We start from the raw sequence: 23,466 nt of genomic DNA on the forward strand, positions 1-23,466 counted from the left end.
ACCGCCGCCGCGCCCGGTCGAGGTGACGATCGATCGCGTCGAGGTGCGCGTGACGCCTGCGCCAGCCGCGAAGCCGCCTGTCCGCACCGCACACGAGCCCCGGCTCGGGCTGTCCGAGTACCTCGCCCGCCGCGAGGAGGACCGATGAGTACGGGCGCGGCGGTCGCCGCCGTCACCGCGCTGATCCGGATCGTGCTGCAGGGGGCCATGAACGGCCCGCTGGCCCCCGCCGTCGCCAACTTCACGATCACCGCGCTGCCACCGGACCGCGTCGTCCCCGCCGAGACGGCCCAGCTCAACCTGTTCCTCTACCGGACGACCCCGAACCCGGGGTGGCGCAATGTCGAGCTGCCGTCGCGCAGCTCCGACGGCAGCCGCCGGACCCTCCCACCGCTCGCTGTGGACCTGCACTACCTGCTCTCCGCGCACGGAAAACTGGAGCTGGAGGCAGAGCTGTTGCTCGGGCACGCCATGGCGGCGCTGCACGGGATGCCGCTGCTCACCCGGCCGTTCGTCACCGGCGCACTCTCCGGCGTGCGTCCCGGCGACATCCAGGACGCGCTGTGGTCGCCGATCTCGCAGAGCGGGCTCGCCGAACAGGAGGAGGTGGTCACGATCAGCATGGAACCGCTGTCGGTCGACGACCTCGTCAAGCTGTGGTCGGTGCTCGGGGAGAAGTACCGGACGTCGGTCGCGTACGTCGCGACCGTCGTGCTGATCCGCCCGGATGAGACGATCCCGCAGGCGCCGCCGGTCACCGAGCCCGCCCGGGTGGGCGTCGCGCCGCTCCCGCACGCCGTGCTCGACGCGGTGACCCCCGGCGAGCTCGACTTCGCCGCCGACGCCCCGCTGACCCTGACCGGCAGGCGGCTGCTCGTCCCGGGCTCGCAGGTGGTGTTCGGTGGCGGCCCGAGCCGCGACCCGCAACCGGGGAGCACCTCCACCGACGTCCGGGTGCTGCTACCGGCTGCGGTCCCCGCCGGGTTGTCGACCGTCCGGGTCACCCAACCTGCCACCATCGGGGACACGACCCGGCCGATGGAACGGTCGAACCCGCTGCCGCTGACGGTGCGGCCGGTCGTGGTGAGCGCGCCGGTCGTCGACGCCGCCGGATCGCCGGTCGTCCGGGCGACGCTCACCCCCGATGTGGCCCCGTCGCAGGAGGTGGCGCTGCTCCTCGACGGCGTACCGGACCCGATCGCGGCCCAGGCCCACCCGCTGCCCACCGGCACGGTCGACTTCCCGATCGCGGTCGCCGCCGGGACCTACCCGGCGCGGGTGCGCGTCGACGGCGCCGCCTCGCAGCCGCTCACGGTGGTGGTGCCGTGATGGCGTCGGCGCAGACCTGGTTGGAGAGCAACCGCGCGGTGCTGCAGGACGGGCTCGCGCGGATCCGTGGACTGCTGCAGCGCCACGCCGCAGGTCCGGGCGCAGCCGTTCCCACCGCGACGCCGCCACCGGCGGAGCCCGCACGCGTCGATACCGGGCTCGGGCTGGTGGGGCACCTCTTCGGGCTCACCCCGTTCGAGGTCGACGTGCTGTTGCTCTGCGCCGGCGCCGAGGTGGACGGGTCGATACCCGCGCTCTGCGGGGCCGCGGCAGGCGACGCGGGGCGTACGCAGCCGACGTTCGGGCTCGCGCTCGCGGTGCTCCCCGACGGGCACTGGAGCGCCCTCACGCCCGACGCACCGCTGCGCCGCTGGCGGTTGGTCGTCCCCGGCCGCGAGGTGCCGCTGACCAGGGCGCCGCTGCGAATCGACGAGCGGGTGCTGCACTTCATCGTCGGACTCGACGTGCCCGACCCGCTGCTCGCCGGGTTCGTCCGGCGCGCCGCGGCGGTGGGGGTGCTGCCTGCCCGCCATGAGCGGCTCGCGCAGCAGGTCGCCGACACCTGGGTCCGGGGCGAACCCGTCGAGCTGCGCGGAGCCGACCACGAGGCGGTGATCGCCGTCGCGAACCGTGCTGCCGGGCTCGGCGGATCCGGGCTGCGGGTGATGCACGCGGAGGCGGTCCCGGGTGAACCCGCGGAACGGGCGGCGCTGGCGGTCGCCGTCGACCGGGACGGACTGCTCGGCGGCGGCCCGCTGCTGCTGGACACGGCCGGCAGCGAACCCGCGACCGCCGCGTCGGTCGCGCGCTGGCTGCAGGACCTCACCGGTCCGGCCGCGGTCGTCGGGGGCAGCGGGGTGCCGGGGGCGGTGGTCGTCGACGTCGGGCCGCTGCCGTCCGCCGAGCAGGCCGCGCTCTGGCACGAGGTTCTCGACGCCGACGCCGACGCCGTCGACGTCGCGCGGGTCGTCGGGCAGTTCCAGCTGGGCATCGGCGAGATCCGCAGCGCGGCGGCCCGCGCGCGCTCGACCGGGACACCACTGTGGACGGTCGCACGGGCGGCGGCCCGGCCTCGTCTCGACCGGCTCGCCCAGTTGCTGGATACCGGCGTCGGCTGGGCCGATCTGGTCGTTCCGGCTGCGCAGCGGGACCTGCTGGCGCACCTGCTCGCCCACGTCCGGCAGCGGGCGCGGGTGTTCGAGGAATGGGGGTTCGGGAGCAGGAGCTCCGCCGGTGTGAGCGCGCTGTTCGAGGGCGCGAGCGGCACCGGGAAGACGCTCGGCGCGCAGGTCCTCGCCTCGGCCCTCGACCTGGACCTCTACCGCGTGGACCTCAGCCAGGTCGTCAGCAAGTACATCGGCGAGACCGAAAAGAACCTCGGACAGGTGTTCGACGCGGCCGACCAGGGGGGCGCCGTGCTGCTCTTCGACGAGGCCGACGCGCTGTTCGGGCGGCGCAGCGAGGTGCGCGACAGCCACGATCGCTACGCGAACATCGAGGTCAGCTACCTGCTGCAGCGCATGGAGTCCTACCGCGGTCTCGCAGTGCTCACGACCAACCACAAGAACAACCTGGATCCCGCGTTCCTGCGCAGGCTCAGTGTCGTCGTCCACTTCCCGTTCCCCGACGCCGAGCAGCGCAGGCTGATCTGGGAGCGGGTGCTGCCCGCGACCGTGCCCACCGTCGGGTTGCGGCCCGACCTGCTGGCCCGGCTCGCGGTGCCGGGCGGGGTGATCCGCAACGTCGCCCTCGGTGCCGCCGTGCTCGCCGCGGACGCCGGGGAGCCCGTCGACATGGCGTTCCTGCTGCAGGCCGCCCGCCGCGAGCTGGCGAAGCTGGAACGCCCGCTCACCGACACCGAGATCGAGGGCTGGACGTGAGCGCGCCGGGACGCGTCGTCGTCCGCCGCCTGGTGCTGGAAGGCGTGGCCGGCCGTGACCGCGAGCGGGTGGCGACGGCGTTCCAGGCCGAGCTGGCGCGGCTGCTGGCGGGAACCCCGGCCGACCGGCTGCCCACGGCCGGCTCGGCAGAGGACCTCGGTCGGCAGGCGGCCGTCGCGGTGCACGCCCGGATCGTCGAGGCGGCGCCGTGACCCGTCCCGAGCCCCTGATCCGCCCGTCGCGGTCCGCGGTGCAGCGCTGCGCCGACCGGATCTCGTGCGCCTGCGCCGACCACGACGGACACGAGGTACCTGCACAGGTGCAGGACGCGCTGCGCGAACCGGGCTCACCGCTGCCTGCCGGGCTGCAGGTGGACCTCTCGGCGCGGCTGGGGCACGACTTCGGCAAGGTCCGCGTCCACGACGGCGAGCGGTCCACCGCGACCGCCCGCGAGCTGGGAGCGAAGGCGTTCACCCGGGGCGGGGACGTCGTGCTCGACCGTCGGCGGCTTCCCGCCGGGCGCGAGCGGGAGACGGTGCTCGTGCACGAGCTCGTCCACGCGGCACAGCAGGAGGGGGAGCGCGGCGATCGGGTCGATCCCGCCCGTACGCCGGCCGAGGACCAGGCGGGCCGCATCGCCGACGACGTGATCGCGCGCCGGCCCGCGCCACACGGGCCCGTCGCGGACCGGGGCGAGCCCCCGCCGCCGCGTCCGGTGCCGCCGATCGCGGCGACCTGGGGCCTCGACCTGACCCCCCGCCGGGACGGGGGCTTGGAGATCGCGGCCACCGGTCCGGGGCTCCCGACGCGGGCAGCGGGGGCGGTGACGGTCGAGCGCAGACCGGAGGGGTTCGTCCTGCGGGTGCCCGCACGCGCGCCGGTCGCGCTGCGACACCTGCCGAAGGCGCTGGCACGGATGCTCGCGGCGGCCGCAGCCGGGGGCGATCGCACCGCCGAGCTCGAGCCGCTCGCCGCCACGGAACTGCTGGCCGAGAGCGACCAACTGGCGATGGCGCTCACCCCCGCGGCACCGCTGGACCGGAGCGAGCTCCCGAGCACACCCTCCGGCGCAGCGCCGCCCGCGCGGCCGACGAGCCTCGGAAGGGATGAGCTGTGAGCGCCCCGACGGCGGAACGGCAGGCCCCGGCGCCTGTGCGGCGGCGGCCGGGCCGGGGCGCGGCGCGTCAGGCCGCGGTGGAGTTGCTCGACTCGCCGGGGCAATCGCTCGACCCCTGCGTACGCGCCGACGTCGAGCAGCTGCTGCCCGGCGCCGGTGTCGATCGTCTGGGCCTCGTCCGCATCCACACCGACGACACCGCCGCGGACGCGGCCGAGGCCGTCGGCGCCGCCGCGTTCGTGCTCGGCCGGCACGTCTACTTCGCGCGCGGCCGCTACAGCCCCGCGACCCCCGCGGGGCAACGGCTGCTGCTGCACGAGCTGACCCACGTACTGCAGCAGGAGACGGGCGACCGCGCCGACCCGGCCGTCGCGGTGTGCCGGGAGACCGAGGCCGACCTGCTCGCGTCGCCCGTCGGGGAGGGCCGGGCAGCGGTGCCGCGGCAGGAGCCGGTGACGTTGCCTGCCCTGCACTTCCGCGACGCCGTGCCCGTTCCGGTGCGGGCGTCGGTCCCGGTGGTCGACCTGCTGATGCGGCTCGTCGCGCGGACGCTGCGCACCGATCCCGACGACCGCGCCGGCCGCGTCGAGGCCCAGCTCGCCCGGCTCGACACGGGCCTGCGCACGGCGATCGCCGACCGGGCGGCGTCGGTGCTGAGCCCGCTGGAGTCCGGTCGGCTCGAGGCCGTACTGGAGCGCCTACACCCCGCAGGCGCGACGCTGTCCACCCCCGCGGCGCCGTCCACCGGTTCGACCGGTGACGAGGCCGCGCCCGCTGAGCCCGCCGCAGGCGAGCTCGCGGACGGCGACGCAGCCGACCCGAGAACCCCCGACGCCGACACTGCGACGCCAGACCCGACCACGGCGGCGCCTGACACCACCCCGACCGTTGCGCGTGCCGCCCCAACGGCGGTCGAGGCGCCGGATCGATCAACGGCGCAGCGTGGGCCTGCGGACGACCGGACCGCAGCGAGCGGTGCTGCGCCCGGCACGGGCGGAGCAGGACCGGCGACGCAGGCGCCCGCCGGGGCCGCCACGGGCGACCCGGCAACCGCGGTCGTGAGCCCCGACGGCGGACGCCCGGCACCGGTTCCGCCGATCGCGGGCGGGCCACCACCGATCCCCGAGCCGCCGGCGGTGGCACCCGACCAGGGACCGGAGGCGCCGCGGATCACGGATCCGGATGCTGCGCGGGCCGCCGTCGCCGCGGGCGGGCCACCGCCGCCAGCCCAGGCCGCTGCGCCCACGCCCGACGAGGGCGAGCGGCGCGCCGAGGCCGACGACTCGACTGTGCTCGACGCGGCGACCTCGGGTGGCCCGGAGGCAGCACCGGCAGGTGCCGATGCGGGTCCGGGCGAGAGCGCCGCCGATCAGGGTGATGCCGGAGGAGGCGCCGGACCTGGGACGGCCGCCGCTGAATCCGCAGCGACGGCATCGGCTCCAGCCGGGCCGGAGGCAGCACCGGCAGGCGGAAGCGTCGACAACGGTGCCGGCTCGGGCGGCGCGGGCAGGCCCGCCTCGGAAGCTGCCGCCGCCTCGCCCCAGGCGGCAGCGGCCTTGCCCCAGCCAGCCGCGGCGGAGCCGGGCGCTCAGCCGGAGCCGGAGGCGGCGGAAACGGCCGGACCGGAATCGGTCGAACCAGGTGCCGGCGGGGCACCCCCGTCCGACGCGACCGCGGATGCCGTCACCGCGCCCGAGCCGACCCACGCCGACCCGGCACCGGACCGCGCCGCAGCGGACGAGACTGCCGAGATCGAGGCCGAGCCGGGCGAGGCCGATGCGGACCAGTCCGGCGTCGAGGAGACCGGTGCGGACGGGTCCGTCGCCGAACCCGCAGCCGAACCCGGGCAGGCCGGCTGCGGACCGGGCGCCGCCGCGTCGGCGCCCCCCGCCCCGGAACCGGACGAGGCCGCAGCCGGCTGTGCCACCTCCGGCGGCGCCCCACCGGAAAAGGCGCCTGCCCCGCCGCCCGAGCCGGACCTGGCCTCGATGCCGCCCGACCAGGCGATGGCGACCGTCGCCGCGGCCCGGCCGACCGCTCTGGCCGCCGCGTTGCCGCGGGTCGGGGCCGCGGCGTCGAGCACCGTCGACACCCAGCGCGCCGCGAACGCCGCCGCGCCGCCCGAGCTGCAGCGTCCGTCGGGCGCCGCGGCCGGGCTCGACGTGAAGGCCCCGCCACCGGCCGTTCCCGACTCGGCACCGGCGGCCCCCGGGAAGGTCGACCGCGTCGCCTCGAACGCCGGCCCGCCACCGGCGCCCCCGGTCCCGGCCCCTGTGCCCGACCCCGCGGCCAGGTCGGCGACGGCGGGGGTGCCGCAGCCTCGCCTGCCCGGCGACGCGAAGCTCTCGGAGGCCGACCTGGCGAAGGTCAGCGACACCGTGGCGGCGATGCCGGTCCGCGATCCCGAGCTGGACGTCACGGTCGACACGGCGACGACCGTCGAGCTCACCGGGCAGGCCGACCCCGCCCAGGTGGCAGGGCAGAAGGCGGCGCTGGACAAGCAGGCCACCCGGGCCGCCGCGCAGGGAGCGAAGGACGCCGCCGGGCCGCTGGGCGAGGCCGACATCCGCCCGCACGTCCCCGAGCAGACGCTGCGGGCCGCGCCGCCCGCCGAGGGCGCCACCTGCCCCGGCATGCCGAAACGGGGAGCTCCCGCCGGGGGAGCCGAGGGCCGCTCCGATACGGCCGTCGACGCGATCGCCGCCGAGCAGAGCGGTGAGCGGATCCGCGCGGCCACCGGCAAGGCGGGCTCCGACTTCGCCGCCTGCCGCACCGAGCACGACGAGCGGGCCGCCACGGAGCGGACCGACGCGCGCGCGGGGATCGACCAGCAGGTGCTCGCCAGCGGCACCGAGCAGGTCGGCCTGCGCGCCGACGCGGTCACCGACTCGATCGCCCTGCGCAACGACTGGACCGCCGAACAGCGCACCGCCGTCACCACCGCCGACACCACGGCGACCGCAGCCGTCGGGACCGCCGACAAGGACGTCACCCGCAGGCGTCGCGCTGGCGAGGTCACCGCAGTGGGCCACGTGCAGGCCGGGAACAAGGACATCACCGCTGCCCGCACCGACGCCGAGAAGAAGGCCCGGGCCGAGCGGGAGAAGGCGAAGAAGGAGGAGAGCGGCGGCGGGCTGCTCGGCTGGATCGGCTCCAAGATCAGCGCGTTCCTCGACGGGATCAAGGCCGCCATCTCCGCGGCGTTCGACCTCGCCCGCAGGGCGGTGCGCGCCGCGATCGACAAGGCCAAGAAGCTCGCCACCGCCGCGATCGAGCTGGCCCGCAAGGCCGTCGTCGCAGCGATCGTGCTGGCCGGGGAGGTGATAGTCGCCGTCGGAGACGGGTTGCTCGCCGCGTTCCCCGAGACTCGCCGCAAGTTCCGCAAGCTGGTGCGCGATCGCGTCGAGAAGGCCGTCACCGCCGTCAACAAGGCGGCCGACGCGTTGCAGGCGGCGGTCCAGAAGGCCCTCGACGCGCTGGCGAGCGCGCTCGACTGCGCCCTGCAGTACCTAGAGGCCGGCTACCTCGCGGTCGTCGACGCCGTCGGCGCGGTGGTCAAGGGCGCGATCGACGCCGCGCGGGCGTTCATCGAGCAGCTCGCCGAGTGGGCCGACATCATCACCGACGTCGCCGCCGACCCCGTCGGCTGGCTGAAGAAGATGGGCACCGCCGCCTACGACGGCGTGCGCAACTGCCTCTGGGCGGCGCTCAAGCGCGCGGTCAAGGAGTGGTTCCACAGCAAGGTGGAGGAGGTCGTCGGCGTCGGCCGGGCGATCATCGACGTGCTGATCCGCGGCTGCCTCAGCTTCGCCGACATCGCCCGCATGGTGTGGGAGGGGATCAAGGCCGCCATCCCCGGGATCCTGATCCAGCTGATCGTCGAGAAGCTGGTGGCCCTGATCGTCCCGGCGGGTGCCGCGCTCAGCCTGATCATCGACGGGTTGCGCGCCGCCTGGGGGGCGGCGAGCCGGATCCTCGCCGCGTTCCGGAAGTTCATGGCGTTCCTCAAGGCGGTCAAGACCGGGCAGGCCGCAGGCGACTTCGCCGCGCTCGTCGCCGCCGCGGCCGTGGCGGTGCTGGACTTCCTCTCCAACTTCCTCGTCGGACGGCTGAAGGGTGCCGCGACCGGCGTCGGCGCGGGCCTCAAGGCGATGGCCGGGCGGATCGGCAGGGGCCTGGCCAAGGCCGGACGAGGGGTGGCTGGCGGGGTGCGCCGCGTTGCGGGTGCCGTCGGGCGGGGAGTGGGCCGTACCGCGAGCGCGCTCAACCCGCGCCGCCTCGCCGGTGCCGTCGCCCGGTCGAGTATCCGGCAGGCGGGATCGGCACGCAGGCGCGGGGCGGAGGCTTGGAAGAAGGTCAAGGACTGGCGGGAGCGGCGGCGGCAGCGAGCGTTGGAGCGCAAGAGGGAGAAGCAACGCCGGAAGGAGGAGCGCAGGCGCAAGGCGCCGGAGGAGACCCGCAGGCGCATCGAGGAGCTCCTCGCCCGGGGGGTCGGGCGGGTGCGGCTGGCGGTGGAGCTGTTCCGGCTCAAGCGGAAGTACGGCTGGCGGGTCCTCAAAGCCGTTCCCGGCTCCGGTCCGCTGGAGTTCGACGTCGACGGAGCAATGAGTCCCGGAACGAAGCTGACCAGCGGCTCGTACCAGGTCAAGATCGTCCAGACCCGGCGTACGGAGCGGCTCGCGGTCACCCCGAGGGGCGAGAAGGCCGCGGCGGACTTCCAGAAGTACGAGCAGGCCGTGCGCCGCGGATACCTCACGAAGCTCACCGACAAGCTCCTCTCCCCGCGCGCGGTCGAGTTCGTCGTCGGCAGCAAGAAGAGGTCGACCCTCGACACCGTCCGGGTGCAGCAGCAGCGCGGCCTGAAGAAGGGCCGGATCGGGGGATCGACGCAGCCGCTCGTGCCCGACGCCATCGCGGAGGTCTACGACGAGTCGCCCAGCAGGAAGGGCGCGCAGCCCACCGAGGTCCACGCGTTCGAGATCACCCTCGATGCCGACTGGACGTGCGTCGGCAAGGGCAAGGGGCTGGCGACGCACAAGGAGAAGCAGTCGTTCGAGACGATCTACACGCTGGCCACCAGGTATCCGAACGCAAAGATCGTCTACTTCATCATCTGCCCCCGCCCGCCCTCGGACCACGCGAAGCAGTACCTGGAGAACCAGGTACTCGGTCCACCCCCGCGCGGAGCCGGACTCGGCTCGCGCGTCACGGTGCGCTGGCACATCGTCGGCACGACGGGTGGGGGTCGCGAGTCATGACCACCGGCTTCCCCCGGTCTCCCAAGACCCTCAGCGGCGGGATCGTGCTGGTCGATCCCGCGACGTCGGCGGTGCGGCGGATCGTCGTGCTGCAGTACAACCCCGACACCCTCAGCCGCACGCTGCAGGTGCAGGGCTCAGGCGCCGAGTCCGGCGACCGCGTGGACGTGCTGCGGCTCAAGGGCGCCCCCGTTCAGACGATCAAGCTCGATGCCGAGCTCGACGCCGGCGACCAGCTCGAGCAGCCCGACGCGCACCCGCAGGCCGTGCAGCTGGGGATCGCGCCGCAGATCGCGGCACTGGAGGCGTGCGTCTACCCGGCCAGCGCGACGGTGCTGGCGAACGAGGCGCTCGCCGCGTCGGGCTCGCTGGAGATCCTGCCCGCCGAGGCCGCCCTCACCCTGTTCGTGTGGGGTGCGCGGCGGATCCTGCCGGTGCGCGTCGCCGAGCTGTCGGTCACCGAGGAGGCGTTCGACCCGGCGCTCAACCCGATCCGGGCCAAGGTCACCCTCGGGCTGCGGGTGCTCGGCACCAACGACGTCCCGCGGGGGCACCGGGCCGCGGCGCTGTTCATGGCCCACCACCAGTCGATCGAACGGCTCGCCGCGAGCACGTCGGGCCAGCTCGCCGCACTCGGGATCGGGAGGTTGCCGTGACCGCACCCCAGGGCCCACCCCCTGCCTTGACGGCCCCCGCGCCACCGGGCTACCCGGCCAACAGCCGCTACGCAGGCGTCCCGACGGTCACCCGCACCTTGGCCGACGGCCGGACCGTGACGTTCTTGCGGGCCCGGATCGTCCCCCGGCCCGAGGCGTTCGCGACGATGAGCGAGCACACCGTCGCCCCGCACGACCGGCTCGACACCCTCGCTGCCACCTACCACGGCGACTCCGAGCTGTGGTGGCGCATCGCCGACGCCAATGCCGCGGTCGACCCCGACGACCTGCTCGCCGCGGGGACGCGGATCCGCATCGGGCATCCCGAGGGGCTCCCGGGGGTGCCCCTGTGATCTCCACGCTGCGCCTGAGCCTCCTGATCGGCCCGGTGGTCGCCACGCCGGCGCCCGCATCGGTCGTGGACGCGTTCACCGGCGCGCAGGTCACCGTCACGGCGGGGCAGCGCAGCGGGTTCCAACTGACGTTCGCGCTCAGCCGCCGCTCGCCGCTGTCGACGTCGATGATCCCGGGGGGCTACTTCGACCCGGGGATCCGCGTGATCCTCGTCGTCACCGTCAACGGCGTCCCCACCCCCGTGATCGACGGGTTGATCACGCGCCAGGAGGTGGGGGTCAGCGACGGGATCGGGCAGTCGGTGCTGACGGTCACCGGCGAGGACGTCAGCGTCGCGATGGACCTGGTCAAGTGGAAGAACATCTGGATGCCACCGGTGCCGGCGTTCGCGCGGGTCGCGACGATCATCGGCTTCTACGGGGTGCTGGGCATGGTGCCGTTCCCGGTACCGGAGCTGTTCCCGTCGCTCCCGGCGGTGGCGAGCCCGGGCGAGCCGGTGCAGGGCACGCACCTCGAGTACGTGAACAAGCTGGCCAAGGACAACGGCTACGTGTTCTACGTCGAGCCCGGCCCGAAGCCCGGCATGAACATCGCCTACTGGGGACCGGAGGTCCGCATCGGCATGCCGCAACCCGCGCTGCAGGTCGGGGCGGACGCCCGGTCCAACGTCAGCTCGCTCAACTTCAGCTTCGACGGGCTGCAGCGCACCAACTGGTTCGCGTTCGTCCAGGAGCCGATCACGAAGATCCCGATCCCGATCCCGGTGCCGGGGATCGACCCGCTGCGCCCCCCGCTGGCGGCGCGGCCTGCCACGGCACTGCGGTTCGCCGCGCTGGACGACTCCGCCAAGGACGGCGTGCCTGCGGCGATCGCGAAGGCGCTGGCCAGGGCGTCGGAGTCGTCGGACGCCGTGACGGGGCAGGGGCAGCTCGACGTCGCCCGCTACGGCCGCGTGCTCAAGGCCAGGGCGCTGGTCGGTGTCCGCGGCGCCGGGACGGCCTACGACGGCCTGTACTACGTCAAGAGCGTCACCCATTCGATCAAGCGTGGCGAGTACACGCAGTCGTTCACGCTCGCCCGCAACGGCCTGATCCCGATCACTCCCACGGTGGTGCCATGAGCCCGACGTCCGCGCCCGCCAACCGCTACTACGGCAAGTACCGAGGGGTGGTCGTCAATGCCGAGGATCCCGAACGCCGCGGCCGGCTGATGGCGACCGTCCCCGATGTGCTCGGGCTGGTGCCCTCGACGTGGGCGATGCCGTGCCTGCCGTTCGCGGGCATCCAGAGCGGAACCTTCATGGTCCCACCGATGGGGGCCGGGATCTGGATGGAGTTCGAGCAGGGCGAGATCGCCTACCCGATCTGGACGGGTTGCTGGTGGGGCTCGGGCGCGGAGGTGCCCGCGCTCGCGCAGGCGGCCCCGGCGAGCGTGTCGAAGGTGGTGGTGCAGACGACCGGGCAGAACACGCTGATGCTCTCCGACGTGCCCGGCCCGACAGGCGGGATCCTGCTCAAGACCACCACGGGCGCGCTGATCTCGGTGAACGACACCGGCATCACGATCTCCAACGGCAAGGGCGCCACGATCGTCATGTCCGGCCCGACGGTCACCGTCAACGCGGGAGCTCTGACGATCACATGACGACTGGGCCCGTCGTCCACGTGGGTGCCGGGGTGAGCTGCTCGCACGGCGGGCCGGCCACCGTCCTCCCTGGCAACCCGCGCGTGCTGGTCGGCGGCCAGCCCGTCGCCACGCTGTCGGACACGTTCATGATCGCCGGCTGCGCGTTCTCGACGCCGGCCACCGGACCGCACCCCTGCGTCAAGATCCAGTGGCTCACGCCGGCGGCCCGGGTGCTGGCGGGGGGCCAGCCGCTGATCACCCAGGGAAGCAGCGGGCTCGGCCTCGCCGCCGACCAGCTGCCGCAGGGCCCGCCGATCGCCTCCGCGGTCCAGCCGAGGGTGGTGGCCCAGTGACGGTCGACCCGGCAGCTTACGTCGATGATCCGCTGCACCTCGACGCGAGCGGTGCGACCGCCGCGACTGACCGTGCGGGCTGGCTTCGCGACCTCGTCGCGCAGGTGCTGTTCACCGCACCCGGCGAGCGGGTGCACCGGCCGGAACTGGGCAGCGGGCTGCTGCAGCTGACGTTCGCGGGTGCCTCTCCCGAGCTGGCATCGACCGTGCAGTTCCTCGTGCAGGGGTCGTTGCAGCAGTGGCTGTCGCACCTGATCGACATCGAATCGGTGCAGGTCGACGTCGAGGACGCTCAGGTCACCGTGCAGGTCGTCTACGCGGAGCGGCGCACCGGGCAGCGTTTCGCTGAGGCGTTCCAGACATCGACGTTCGGGGCGGGACCGTGATCGGGGGCGATCAGCGGCGCAGGCAGGCGCGCGCGCGGGCTGGGGAGATCAACGGGCTCGATCACCTCGACGTCGCCACCGGGACGGGCGTGCCCACCCATCGGGTGCTCCTGGTCCAGCTGGTGAACCCGCTGTTCGGGGTCCTGCCCGGACCCGGGCTGTGGCGGGTCGACGGTGGCGAACGCATCCGCGGACTGCAGGTCCTCGCCGTCGAGACCACCCTCGAACCGGACGTGCTGCGACTGCGGATCGACCGGGCGGGCGACCTCTCGCTCTACACGTTGCGGCTGCTCGCCGGCCCGGCTGAGGGGTACGACCCGGCACTCGCGACGCTCACGTTCACCTTCCGGCCCGGTTGCGACGCGGGCCAGGACTGCCGGCCGCCCGAACCGGGTGTGCCGGGGCCACCGCCGTCACCACCGGTCGACTACACGGCGCGGGACTACGCCGCGTTCCGCCGCGTGCTGCTCGACCGGTTGGCCTCGACCCAGCCGCGGTGGACCGGCCGCGAGCCCACCGACGTCCGGATGGCGCTCGTCGAGATGTCGGCCTACGCCGCCGACCGGCTCTCCTACATGCTCGACGCCGGCTTCACCGAGGCGTTCCTCGGTCTGGCCAGGCAGCGGATCTCGGTGCGCCGTCACGCCCGGCTCGTCGACTACGCAATGCACGACGGCTGCACCGCCCGCGCCTGGATCCGGTTCGCCGTCACCGCCGACGTGGACGGCCCGCTGCCCGGTACCCGGTTGCTGACCGGCCCGCCCGCGTCACCACCCACGATCGTCGCAGGCAGCGAGCAGGACCGGGCGCTGCGCGGCGCGGGGGCGCAGGTGTTCGAGATCGTGGACGCCCCCACCCGGTTGGTCGCCGCACACAGCGCGCTGCGCCTGCACGCCTGGGGCGCGAGCGGGGCGGTGCTGGCGGTCGGCGCACGACAGGCCACCGTGCACGGCGCCCATCCCGACCTGGCCGGCCGGGTCGTGGTGCTGGCCGACGTCCACCCGGGCGGGGCGCTGGAACCGCGGCCCGGCTCGTCGCTGCGCCACCCGGTCCGGGTGACCACCGCGGTCGCCGTCCGCGATCCGGTCGCCGGAATCGACGTCACCGACATCGCGTGGGCCGCCGCCGATGCGCTCCCGTTCGACCTGCCGATCGGCGAGGACCCTGGCGGCACGGGGGAGCGGGCGGCCGTGTTCGGCAACCTCGCGCTGGCCGACCACGGCGAGCGGATGCGCGACATCGCCGGACGCATCAGCTCCGAGACGCTGCCGCCGGTGCCGGACGAGGGGGAGCGCGGTGGACGGCCGTCGAGCTACCGGCCCCGGCTGCGGCACGGACCGGTCAGCCGGCGTCCGCCCGTCGTCACGACCGGGGCGGCCGCCGCCGCGACCCGGTGGGAGGTCGGCGACACCCGCCCGGCCGTGTTGCTGCGCCGCGACGGGCTGGACTGGCAGGTGCGGGCCGACCTTCTCGGCGCGGGGCCCCTGACGCGCGCGGTGGTCGTCGAGACCGACGATCTGGACCGCTCCCACTTGCGATTCGGCGACGGCGTCAACGGTCGCCGGCCCGACCCGGCACCGGGCGGAGCGGGCCCGGCCGAGCATTTCACCGCCGAGTACGCCGTCGGCAACGGCCGGGCCGGGAACGTCGGACCCGAGACGATCACCCGGCTGGTGCTCGACGGCGACGGCCGGGTCGCCGCGTTGGGAGCGGTCCTCGCCGCAGTCGGCAACCCCGTGCCTGCCCGTGGCGGGCTCGATCCCGAGCCCGTCGAGCGGGTCCGGCTGCGTGCCCCCGCTACGAGCCACACGCAGCTGCGGTGCGTCACCGAGGCCGACTACGCCCGCCGCGCCGCCGAGCACCCGGAGGTGCAGCGGGCCGCGGCCCGGCTGCGCTGGACCGGCAGCTGGTACACGGTGGTGCTCTCGGTCGACCGCCTCGGTGGCGGTACCGTCGCCGAGCCCGCGGGGTCGGGCCGTCCGCTGCGCGACGAGCTGCGCGCCTTCCTCGCCGACCGGCGCATGACGGGCCACGACATCGCCGTGGTCGATCCCGTGTTCGTGCCGCTGGAGCTGACGCTGACGGTGTGCCCGGACCGCGGCACGGACTGGCCGACGCTGCGCGCGCGGCTCGCCGGGCTGTTCAGCTCACGCGTGCTCGCGGACGGCTCCCACGGGCTGTTCCACCCCGACGTCCTCACGTTCGGCGAGCCCGTCCTCACCGGCCCGTTGATCGCCGCCGCCCAGCGGGTCCCCGGGGTGGTGTGGGTGGAGATCGCGATCGCCCGGCTCGGGACGGGAGAGCCGGTCGCCGTCGAGAACGGTCGGATCCTGCTGGAGCCACCCCGGATCGCGCGCCTGGACAACGACCCGAACTTCCCCGACCGCGGGTCGGTGCGCATCGTAGTTCCCTCGGAGGTGGCGACATGACCGCCCGCCAGAACGTCGGCTTCCACTCGATGCGGGCAGCGCTGCACGCCCGGCTCGCCAGGTCCCACCCGCAACTCGCGGCTGCGGACGCGACCGGCGATTTCGCCGTCGCCCTGCTCGACGGCTGGGCGGTCGTTGCCGAGATCCTCGGTTTCCACGCCGCGCGGACGCACGAGGAGACCAGCCTCGACCTCGCCGTGGAGCTGCGCTCGGTCGCGGAGCTGGCGCGCCTGGTCGGCTACCGGCCCGACCCGGGAGTGGCGGCTGCAGTCGCGCTCGCGTTCGCAGCCGACCCGGCCCTCGGTCCGGGTGCCTCGGTCACCGTCCCGCTCGGCACCGCCGTGTCGAGCACCCCGGTTCCCGGGGCTGAACCGGTCACGTTCGAGACGGTCGAGGAGATCGAGGCCCGCCCGGCGTGGAACGCGCTGAGGCCGCGCCTGGACCACCGCCAGGAACCCGATCCCGACCGACTGCCGACCGAGCTGCTGCTGGCCGGCACCTCCACCAACGTGCTGCCCGGCGACGGGATACTGGTGCCCGGCCCCGGTGGGAACAGCTCGCGGTTCGGCGTGGTCGCGTCGGTGACGGTGCAACCCGACGAGCTGCCCACCGCGTTCACGCCCGGTAGGCCCGGCTGGACGGAGGTGCGGCTCGTCGCCGTCGGAGCCGGCGTCTCCACCTCGGGGCGGCTGCCGCAGCCGGAACCGGACCCCGCCCCCGGACCGCTCGTCGGCTCGGTGCTCGTCGCCGATCCCAGCGCGCCCGGCGTACCGTTCGCGGAGCTGCAGGAACGGGCGCGGGCCGAGGGGTTCGCCGAGGCCCAGCTCTTCGACGCGCTGCGCGCCGCGCGGCCCCGCCCCCGCCAGGTCGCGGTGTTCCGTGCCCAGACCGGCATCTTCGCCAGCACCGCGCCGGAGTGGCGCGCCCTGCCCAGGTCACTGCGCGTCGACCTCATCGAGGCCGTCGGCGACCTCAAGCCCCCGGCCACGTTCGGCGACAAGAAGCTGCAGGAACTCTTCTACGACGTCTCCTACGGCTCCCAGTACTTCTCCACCCGGCCCGACAGCTCGATCCAGCTCGCTTGGGTGGGCGACACGCTGGAGCGCTACCCCGGCGCGGCCGCGGGGCCGGACGCGCGCAACGTCTTCTGCGACGTCGTGGTCCGCGGCCTGGGCCCCGGCCCGGTGGTGCTGCGCGACGGCAGCACGTGGGCGGTTTTCTTCGCCAGGGAGGTCGCTGCGGTGAGCAAGTCGGTGTTCACCGTGTCGGGCCGCACTACGCGGCTGACGCTGACCACATCCGACCTCGCGAGCTACGGGATCCGGGGCACCACCGTGTACGTCTCGCCCGAGTGGCTGCCGCTCGCACCGGAGTCCGAGCCTCCCGTCGTGCCGGCGACCGGCGAGGAACCGGGCGACCCGATCCTGCTCGACGACTGGGTCGAGGGCCTGCACGACGGCCAGCAGGTCGCCGTCACCGGCATGTCGGCCACCGAACCCGGCACGGCGGTCGCCCATGTCGCCCGGCTCGCCGATGTCCGGCACCGGCTCGCGCGGGCGGGCGCGACGGCCGTCCGGCTCACCCCGCCGCTGCCGGTCGCGCTCGTCCGCGACACCGTGCGCATCAGTGCGAACGTGGCCGCCGCCACGCACGGCCAGACCCGCAGCGAGGTCCTGGGCAGCGGCGACGCCCGCGACCCGCTGCCCCGGTTCCCGCTCTCCGCGGGCCCCCTCACCCACCTCAGCAGCAGCGCGGGCTCGACGAGCAGCCTGGAGGTGTTCGTCGACGGGGTGCGCCGACCCGAGGTGCCCGCGCTGCTCGCCGACGACGAGCCCGGCTACGTCGTCCACCATGACGAGAACGGGCGGGCCACCGTCCAATTCGGATCGCCGTTGCCGACGGGCCAGGTCAACGTCCGCGCGGTGTACCGGGTGGGGGTCGGCACTGGCGCGGCCGTCTCCGCGGGAGCGCTCGGCCTGCTCGCGCAACGCCCCGCAGGGGTGTCGGGCGTGACCAACCCTCTGCCGGCCACCGGGGGTGCCGACCCCGAGACCGTCCCGTCCGCCCGGCGCAACGCGCCTGCCCGGATCCGGGCGCTCGGCCGGGTCGTCTCGCTGGCCGACTACGCCGACTTCTCTGCGGCGTTCCCCGGCATCGCCAAGGCCAGGGCCGTGTTCACGCGGGGCAAACGCCGCCGAGGCGTGCTGGTGACGGTCGCCGGCGCGGGTGGCGGGGACGTCCCGGCAGGCTCGGCGCTACACACCGCGCTCCTCACCGCGCTGCGGGAGCAGGGCGACCCGCAGGTGCCCGTCGTGCTCGTCGCCTACCAGCCGACGTCGTTCCGCGTGGTGGGGGTGCTGCACCTGGACGCGGGACGCGTGGCGGCGACGGTGCTGGCGGCGGCGGCCGCGGCGCTGACGACGGCGTTCGCGTTCGACACCCGCGACCTGGGGCAGCCGGTCAGCGCTGCCGAGATCGTCGCGGCGCTGCAGGGCGTGCCGGGGGTACGCGGCGCGCACGTCTCCCAGCTGCACCGGCTGCACGACGGGACCGCCGCCGACCCCGCGACGCTCTACAGCCCGCTGCTGCCCGCCGCCCTGCCGGTGGGCGGTGTCGCCCGGCACGCCGGACCGCCCACCGAACTCCTGACACTGGAACCCGCAGGCCCGATCCTGACGGTGACTTCGTGAGACGGCCGCTGCGCGAGTTGCTGCCCGCGTTCTACCTGGTGCGCGACGCGGATCCGCTCGGCGGCGACGGGATGCTCGCGGCCCTGCTGGACGCCCTGGAAGGCGGTATCGACGAGCTGGAGGCCGAGCTCGCGGACCGGCTCGACGACGTGTTCGTCGAGACTGCGCACCCGGACGAGCTCGTCCACTTCGCCGCGCTCGTCGGGCTGCGCGAGACCCGCCGCAGCGGCGTCCCGCGGGCGCTCGTCGCCGACGTCATCCGGCTGCGGCGGCGCAAGGGCACGCTGTCGGTGCTCGAACAGCTCGCCGCCGACGCCACCGGCTGGCCTGCGCGGGCCGTCGAGTTCTGGGGGCTGCTCGCGAGCACCCAGCACGTGGCCCACCCCCGTCCGCATGCTGCCGCGACGGCGTCGGTGCGCGACCCGCTCCCGATGCGGTATGTCGGGACCCCGTTCGAGATGGTCGCCCGCACGGCCGAGATCGGACTGGTCGGCACCGGGCGCGGCCGGCACAACCTGCCCAACATCGGGCTGTTCCTCTGGCGGCTCGCGCCCGTCGAGGAGGCCGAGCGGGTCCCCGTCGCGCTCGACGCGCTGCGCTATCGCGTCCATCCTCTGGGCATCGACGCACCGGTGTGGTCCGCCGGCCTGCCCGAGGAGTCGGTGGAGCGGATCGCCGGGCCCGAGAACGTCGTGATGCCGCTGCGACGCATCGAGGCCCGCACTCATTGGGGGCGCTACTACGGCTCGTCGCTGCGTGTCGACGACGGCACCGGGCCGCTGGCCGCGGACGAGGTGGCGGTGTGCGACCTCGGCGACGACGCGGGCGGAGGCTGGTGGCACGTCCCGCCGGGGACGCGCGCTGCGGTGGACCCGGAACGCGGGCGGCTCGCCTTCGCCACCCCGCCGCCGGGCCCGGTGCGCGTGACCTACCACCGCGCGCTGCCCATGCCGATCGGCGGCGGGGGCTACGCCCGGACAGTGCCCGACTCGCCCGACTCGCCCGAGGTGACCGGCGGACCCGTCAGCGCGCCGTTCGAGGTCCCCGCGGGCGGAACCTTCGCGCTGCGGGCCCGCTCGGGCACCTGGCCGGTGCTGCACGCGCCGCCCGGCGGCGAGATCGTGATCCGCGCGGGCGCCGGCGCCGAGATCGTCCTCGACGGTCTGCTCCTCGCCGGCGGGCCGCTGCGGATCACCGGCGCGCCCGATCGCGTCACCCTGCGGCACTGCACCCTCGTGCCCGGCCACCGCCTCGCCCCGGACGCGGCCCCGGCCGTCCCCGACGGGCTGTCGCTGATCCTCGACCTGGACCTCGCCGCGAGCACCACCGTCGAGGTCGACCACAGCATCAGCGGGCCGATCGTCGGCGACGCCCGCAGCTGCGCGCTGGTCGTCCGCGACAGCATCCTCGCCTGCGCGGGCGGCGGCGGCCGGGCCCGGCACGTCGCGGTTTGGACGGGTGCCGTGCCCGATGTCGTGCCGGCGCTGCCCGCGGGATCCCATCCGGTGCTGTTCGGGGTCGGGCTGTCCGCGGAGCACCTGCTGACCCTGACCGGGCCCGTGGCCGGGCCGACGGAAGCGGCGGCGGCGCTGCGGGCCGCGATCGGCGATCACCAACCCGACCTCGGGCCGGTCGAGATCGCCGAGCACGAGGGCAGGCTCGTGGTCGTCGGCACCGGCACCGAATCGATCCGGTTCGTCGACACCGACGGCCCGGGTGCGGCCGCGAAGCTCGGCCTCGCCGCCGGTGTGCCGTCGTGGGGACTGCTCGGTGCGGCGGTTCCCGACCCGCCGCTCACGGCATCGGCCACCTTCGACGTCACGGTCGGTCCGCCCGGGCGGATCGGCGAGGCCACGCCGGTCGTGCTGGGTGCCGCCCCGGTCAGCACCGCCGCCACCGCCGCCGCGCTGCAGGACGCGATCCGGGCCGCGGCCGATCCGGACGCGTCGGTGCTGGTGCTGGGTGCGAGCCTGCTCGCGGTCCCGGGCACCGCGGGGCACGTGCTGCGGGTGCCCGACTCGGCGGCCGCCCGCGCGCTGAGCTGGGAGACCGACCCCCCCGCGGTCGCCGCCTCGGCCGACGGGATCCGGCCCGGACCGGCCCTCGACCTGGAGCGCGTGACCGTCCTCGGCGCGGTGCACGCCCGCAGCGTCGAGATCTCCGACAGCATCGTCACCGGCCCCGCCACCGCGGCCCGCCGCCAGGTCGGCTGCGTCCGGTACTCGTTCGTCGGGGCGGGGGCCCGGACGCCGCGTCGGTTCCGTAGCACCACCCCCGACTCCGGCGACCCACCGCCCGAGTTCGTCACCGTCCGTTATGGCCATGCGGCGTTCGGCCAGCTCGCTGCCGGCTGTCCGGCGTCCGTCACGGCCGGCGCCTCCGACGGCGCGGAGCTGGGGGCGTTCCATGACGTCGAGCAGCCGCAGCGGCTCGCGGCGCTGCGGTCGCTGCTGGCCGAGTACCTGAGGTTCACGTCCGAGGCCGGGATCTTCCTGGTCGACTAACAAGCTGGAGGCACGGTGCGGGCGGATCTGAGCAGGGTCTCCTTCGATGCGCGCAAGCGCTTCGACGGCGTGGTCGTGGAGCAGGGGCGGGTGCTGCTCGACGCCGATCTCAACGAGGAGTCCGCCATCGTGCGGGACCGCGCGCAGACGACGGCCACGGACGTCATCGGGCCCGCCGGCGTGCCGCGCGACGGCGGTGGCTTCGCGATCAGCGCGACGGCCGCGGGCGACGACCTCGTCGTCTCGGCGGGCCGCATCCACGTGGGCGGACTCACGCTGCACCACCAGCCCCCGGCCGGCACCGAGGTGACGGTCGGCAACCGGACCGTCGACGGGCGCCAGCTCGGGGGTCCTACCGACGACGGCCGGTACCTCGCCGTGCTGCACGCGGTGCAGCGCGAGGTCTCGGTGCTCGACGACCCCTCGATCGCCGAGAGCGCCCTCGGCGGGCCGTCCACCAGCGTCCGGATCCGGACGTTCTGGCGGGTGCTGCTGGCCCGGATCGGCCCGGTCGGCACGGGCACCTGCACCGACTGGGCACCCCCGCCGCGCTCCGGGGACCTGCGGCCCGTGCTCCCCCCGTCGGCCGTGCCGACGGGCGACTGCGCGCTGCCCGGCGATGCTGGCTTCACCGGGCTGGAGAACAGCCTCTACCGCGTCGAGATCGACAGCGTCGACACCGTCACCGGAGCCGTCACGTCGCTGCTGTGGGACCGGGACAACGCGAGCGTCGCGAGCCTCGTCGAGAAGGTCGGCCGCACCGTCACCCTCGACGACTTCGGTCCCGACACCGTGCGCGGGTTCGGCGCCGGGCAGACCGTCACCCTCACCGACCGGCGCAGCGAGGAGGCCGGCACGCGCGCCGCGGTGTTCACGACCTCCAACCCGGACCGTGCGGCGTCCACGCTGGAGCTCGACGCCACCCCGACCGGCATCGACGAGAACGACCGGCCCCGGCTGCGCCGCTGGTCGGGGCGGATCACCAACCCCCCGTCGGGGCCGTTCGAGCTGGAGCTGGGACTGTGGATCGAGCTCAGCGGCTCGTTCCGCCCGGGTGACTACTGGCTGATCCCGGCCCGCAGCTCACTCGGTGCACCCGGCGGGATCACCTGGCCGATCGCGTCCTCGGGCCTCTTCGACGCGCTCCCGCCGCACGGCCCCGACGAGCGCTGGGCTCCGCTCGCCGTGGCCGACCGCCAGAACGGGGCCTGGACCGTGCCGTCCGACGGCGACTGCCGCCGCGTCTTCCCGGCGCTGACCGCCCTCACCGCCGCCGACGTCTCCTACGACAACACCGTCACCGACCTCGACGCCGACACCGTCCAGGAGGCCATCGAGCGGCTCGCCGTCCAGCGGGGCGGCGGGGCGTGCACGGTCGCGGTGCAGCCCGGCGTCGGCTGGGAGGCGCCGCTGCAGGCGCTCGCGGCGGGCACCGACGCGCGGATCTGCTTCCTGCCGGGCGACTTCCCGACTGCGGGGCGAGTGGTGCTGACCGGGCTGGGCGACGTCGTGATCCAGGGCACGGGTCCGGGCAGCGTCGTCCACTCGACCGGCGACGAGGCCGTCCTCGTGCTGGAGGGCTGCAGGAGCGTCACCGTGCGCGACATCGAGTTCGCCGCCGCAGGCCGGGCGACGACCGCCGCTCACGACGGCCTCAGCGGGGCGCTCACGGTCCGGGACTGCCCGCAGGTGCGGATCAGCGACGTCACCGCCCGCATAAAGCCGGGCCGATTCCCGCGCGGCACCTGCATCACCGTCGCCGGACCCGCCGCGAGTCCGCAGGGGCAGGCTCGCACCTTGGCCCGCTGCATCGTGCGCGACTGCACCTTGGACGTCGGCGACCGCCAGACTGGACTGCTCATCCGCGGTTTTCCCCAGGTCGATGTGTCCGGGGTCGTCGCGGCGGTGAACGGGCCCACCGGGATCCGGTTCCCCGACTTCCCGCGGAAGCTGCGGCCGCAGATCCGTCGGATGCTCGTCGAGCGACTGCTCGTCGAGGCGCCCGCTCCCGCGCCGCCCGGACCGGTGGTCGATCCGTTCGCGGGTCCGCTCGCCCCGAACGTCGTGATCCCCGGCCTCGGCCCGGGGCAGCTGTCGTTCCGCACGCCGGGGTTCCTGGCCCAGCCATGGCGCAACCTGCTGGCGATGCGGCCCCCGCCCCCAGGCGGGACCGGACGCGAGCTGCGCACGCACGTCCAGCGCTTGGCCGACCAGATCCTGCGCTCCGGCGACCATCCCGAACTCGACGGGATCCGAGAACTCCTCGCCCGCCGGGGCGAGACCCGCCTGCCGTCGATGGCCAAAGGGATCGTCGTCGTGTCCACGGCACTGGACGAGGTGCGGGTCACCCGCTGCCGGGTGGTCGATGCGACGATCGGGATCACCGTCGCCGCCGACAACGCTGCCGACGGGCCGTCGACCGGCGCGGCCCGCCGGATCTCTGTCGTCGACAACGACGTCGCGGTACGGATCCCGCTCGAGGGGGCGCGGACACGGCACGGCATCTTCCTCGGGAACGGCCTGTCCGTGCTCGTCGCCGACAACCGCGTCTCGGTCACCGACGACAGCCTCCGCCCGACCGAACAGAAGGACGCGATCAAGGTGTGGGGGGTCCTCGGTCGATACCTCCTCGTCCGCGACAACCACCTCTCCGGCGCCGCACCCGGGGTCCGGATCGCGCCCGTCGACCGGCCGCCCACGCCGGCGGAGGAGGGGACGAGCAGCCGCTGGGTCGTGCGCGACAACTACCTGGAGGGCAACCCCAGGAACGTCGTCGCCGTGTACCCGGCGAGCCCGGCCACCCATGGTCGGGTCCAGCTGATCGGCAACAGTGGTTGAGCCTGGACCACCCGTGCACGACGCGCGTATCGTCGACACCGGCGCA

Annotated in this window: 15 protein-coding genes; all 15 read left to right on the forward strand. The window is 74.8% G+C overall.

The window, feature by feature from the left end:
• Window positions 1-144: 144 nt before the first annotated feature.
• The 15 genes from HOP40_RS20895 to HOP40_RS20965 are packed head-to-tail and all read left to right on the forward strand — an operon-like array spanning window position 145 to window position 23,420.
• Complete coding sequence (locus HOP40_RS20895) at window positions 145-1,329, forward strand: Pvc16 family protein (protein ID WP_172161129.1); 1,185 nt, start codon at window positions 145-147, stop codon at window positions 1,327-1,329.
• On the forward strand, window positions 1,329-3,209 hold the full coding sequence (locus tag HOP40_RS20900) for an ATP-binding protein (RefSeq protein WP_172161131.1): 1,881 nt from the start codon (window positions 1,329-1,331) through the stop codon (window positions 3,207-3,209). The genes HOP40_RS20895 and HOP40_RS20900 overlap by 1 nt, the downstream gene beginning before the upstream one ends.
• Window positions 3,206-3,421, forward strand: coding sequence for a hypothetical protein (locus HOP40_RS20905; protein ID WP_172161133.1), 216 nt, complete (start codon window positions 3,206-3,208; stop codon window positions 3,419-3,421). The genes HOP40_RS20900 and HOP40_RS20905 overlap by 4 nt, the downstream gene beginning before the upstream one ends.
• A complete protein-coding gene (locus HOP40_RS20910; protein WP_172161135.1) occupies window positions 3,418-4,326 on the forward strand; it encodes an eCIS core domain-containing protein in 909 nt (302 codons plus the stop codon). The genes HOP40_RS20905 and HOP40_RS20910 overlap by 4 nt, the downstream gene beginning before the upstream one ends.
• Window positions 4,323-9,584 carry an eCIS core domain-containing protein gene (locus tag HOP40_RS20915; RefSeq protein WP_172161137.1) on the forward strand — a complete coding sequence of 1,754 codons (5,262 nt, stop codon included), beginning with the start codon at window positions 4,323-4,325 and terminating at the stop codon, window positions 9,582-9,584. Before HOP40_RS20910 ends, HOP40_RS20915 begins: the two co-directional genes overlap by 4 nt.
• Window positions 9,581-10,240: a hypothetical protein gene (locus tag HOP40_RS20920; RefSeq protein ID WP_172161139.1), complete on the forward strand. Its 660-nt coding sequence runs from the start codon at window positions 9,581-9,583 to the stop codon at window positions 10,238-10,240. Before HOP40_RS20915 ends, HOP40_RS20920 begins: the two co-directional genes overlap by 4 nt.
• Entirely contained in the window at window positions 10,237-10,593 is a 357-nt protein-coding gene (locus HOP40_RS20925; protein ID WP_240157178.1) for a LysM peptidoglycan-binding domain-containing protein, read from the forward strand. Before HOP40_RS20920 ends, HOP40_RS20925 begins: the two co-directional genes overlap by 4 nt.
• Entirely contained in the window at window positions 10,590-11,714 is a 1,125-nt protein-coding gene (locus HOP40_RS20930; RefSeq protein WP_172161141.1) for a hypothetical protein, read from the forward strand. The genes HOP40_RS20925 and HOP40_RS20930 overlap by 4 nt, the downstream gene beginning before the upstream one ends.
• Window positions 11,711-12,238 carry a phage baseplate assembly protein V gene (locus HOP40_RS20935; protein WP_172161143.1) on the forward strand — a complete coding sequence of 176 codons (528 nt, stop codon included), beginning with the start codon at window positions 11,711-11,713 and terminating at the stop codon, window positions 12,236-12,238. The genes HOP40_RS20930 and HOP40_RS20935 overlap by 4 nt, the downstream gene beginning before the upstream one ends.
• Complete coding sequence (locus tag HOP40_RS20940; RefSeq protein WP_172161145.1) at window positions 12,235-12,573, forward strand: hypothetical protein; 339 nt, start codon at window positions 12,235-12,237, stop codon at window positions 12,571-12,573. The genes HOP40_RS20935 and HOP40_RS20940 overlap by 4 nt, the downstream gene beginning before the upstream one ends.
• Window positions 12,570-12,959 carry a GPW/gp25 family protein gene (locus tag HOP40_RS20945; protein WP_205346853.1) on the forward strand — a complete coding sequence of 130 codons (390 nt, stop codon included), beginning with the start codon at window positions 12,570-12,572 and terminating at the stop codon, window positions 12,957-12,959. The genes HOP40_RS20940 and HOP40_RS20945 overlap by 4 nt, the downstream gene beginning before the upstream one ends.
• Window positions 12,956-15,388: a baseplate J/gp47 family protein gene (locus tag HOP40_RS20950; protein ID WP_172161147.1), complete on the forward strand. Its 2,433-nt coding sequence runs from the start codon at window positions 12,956-12,958 to the stop codon at window positions 15,386-15,388. Before HOP40_RS20945 ends, HOP40_RS20950 begins: the two co-directional genes overlap by 4 nt.
• Complete coding sequence (locus HOP40_RS20955) at window positions 15,385-18,078, forward strand: baseplate J/gp47 family protein (protein WP_172161149.1); 2,694 nt, start codon at window positions 15,385-15,387, stop codon at window positions 18,076-18,078. Before HOP40_RS20950 ends, HOP40_RS20955 begins: the two co-directional genes overlap by 4 nt.
• Window positions 18,075-20,582 (forward strand): hypothetical protein, encoded by a 2,508-nt coding sequence (locus HOP40_RS20960; protein ID WP_172161151.1) that lies wholly within the window; start codon window positions 18,075-18,077, stop codon window positions 20,580-20,582. Before HOP40_RS20955 ends, HOP40_RS20960 begins: the two co-directional genes overlap by 4 nt.
• A 15-nt stretch (window positions 20,583-20,597) precedes the next feature.
• On the forward strand, window positions 20,598-23,420 hold the full coding sequence (locus HOP40_RS20965) for a DUF6519 domain-containing protein (protein ID WP_172161153.1): 2,823 nt from the start codon (window positions 20,598-20,600) through the stop codon (window positions 23,418-23,420).
• The last annotated feature ends 46 nt before the right edge of the window (window positions 23,421-23,466 follow it).

This window comes from Pseudonocardia broussonetiae, from assembly GCF_013155125.1.
GTDB lineage: Bacteria > Actinomycetota > Actinomycetes > Mycobacteriales > Pseudonocardiaceae > Pseudonocardia > Pseudonocardia broussonetiae.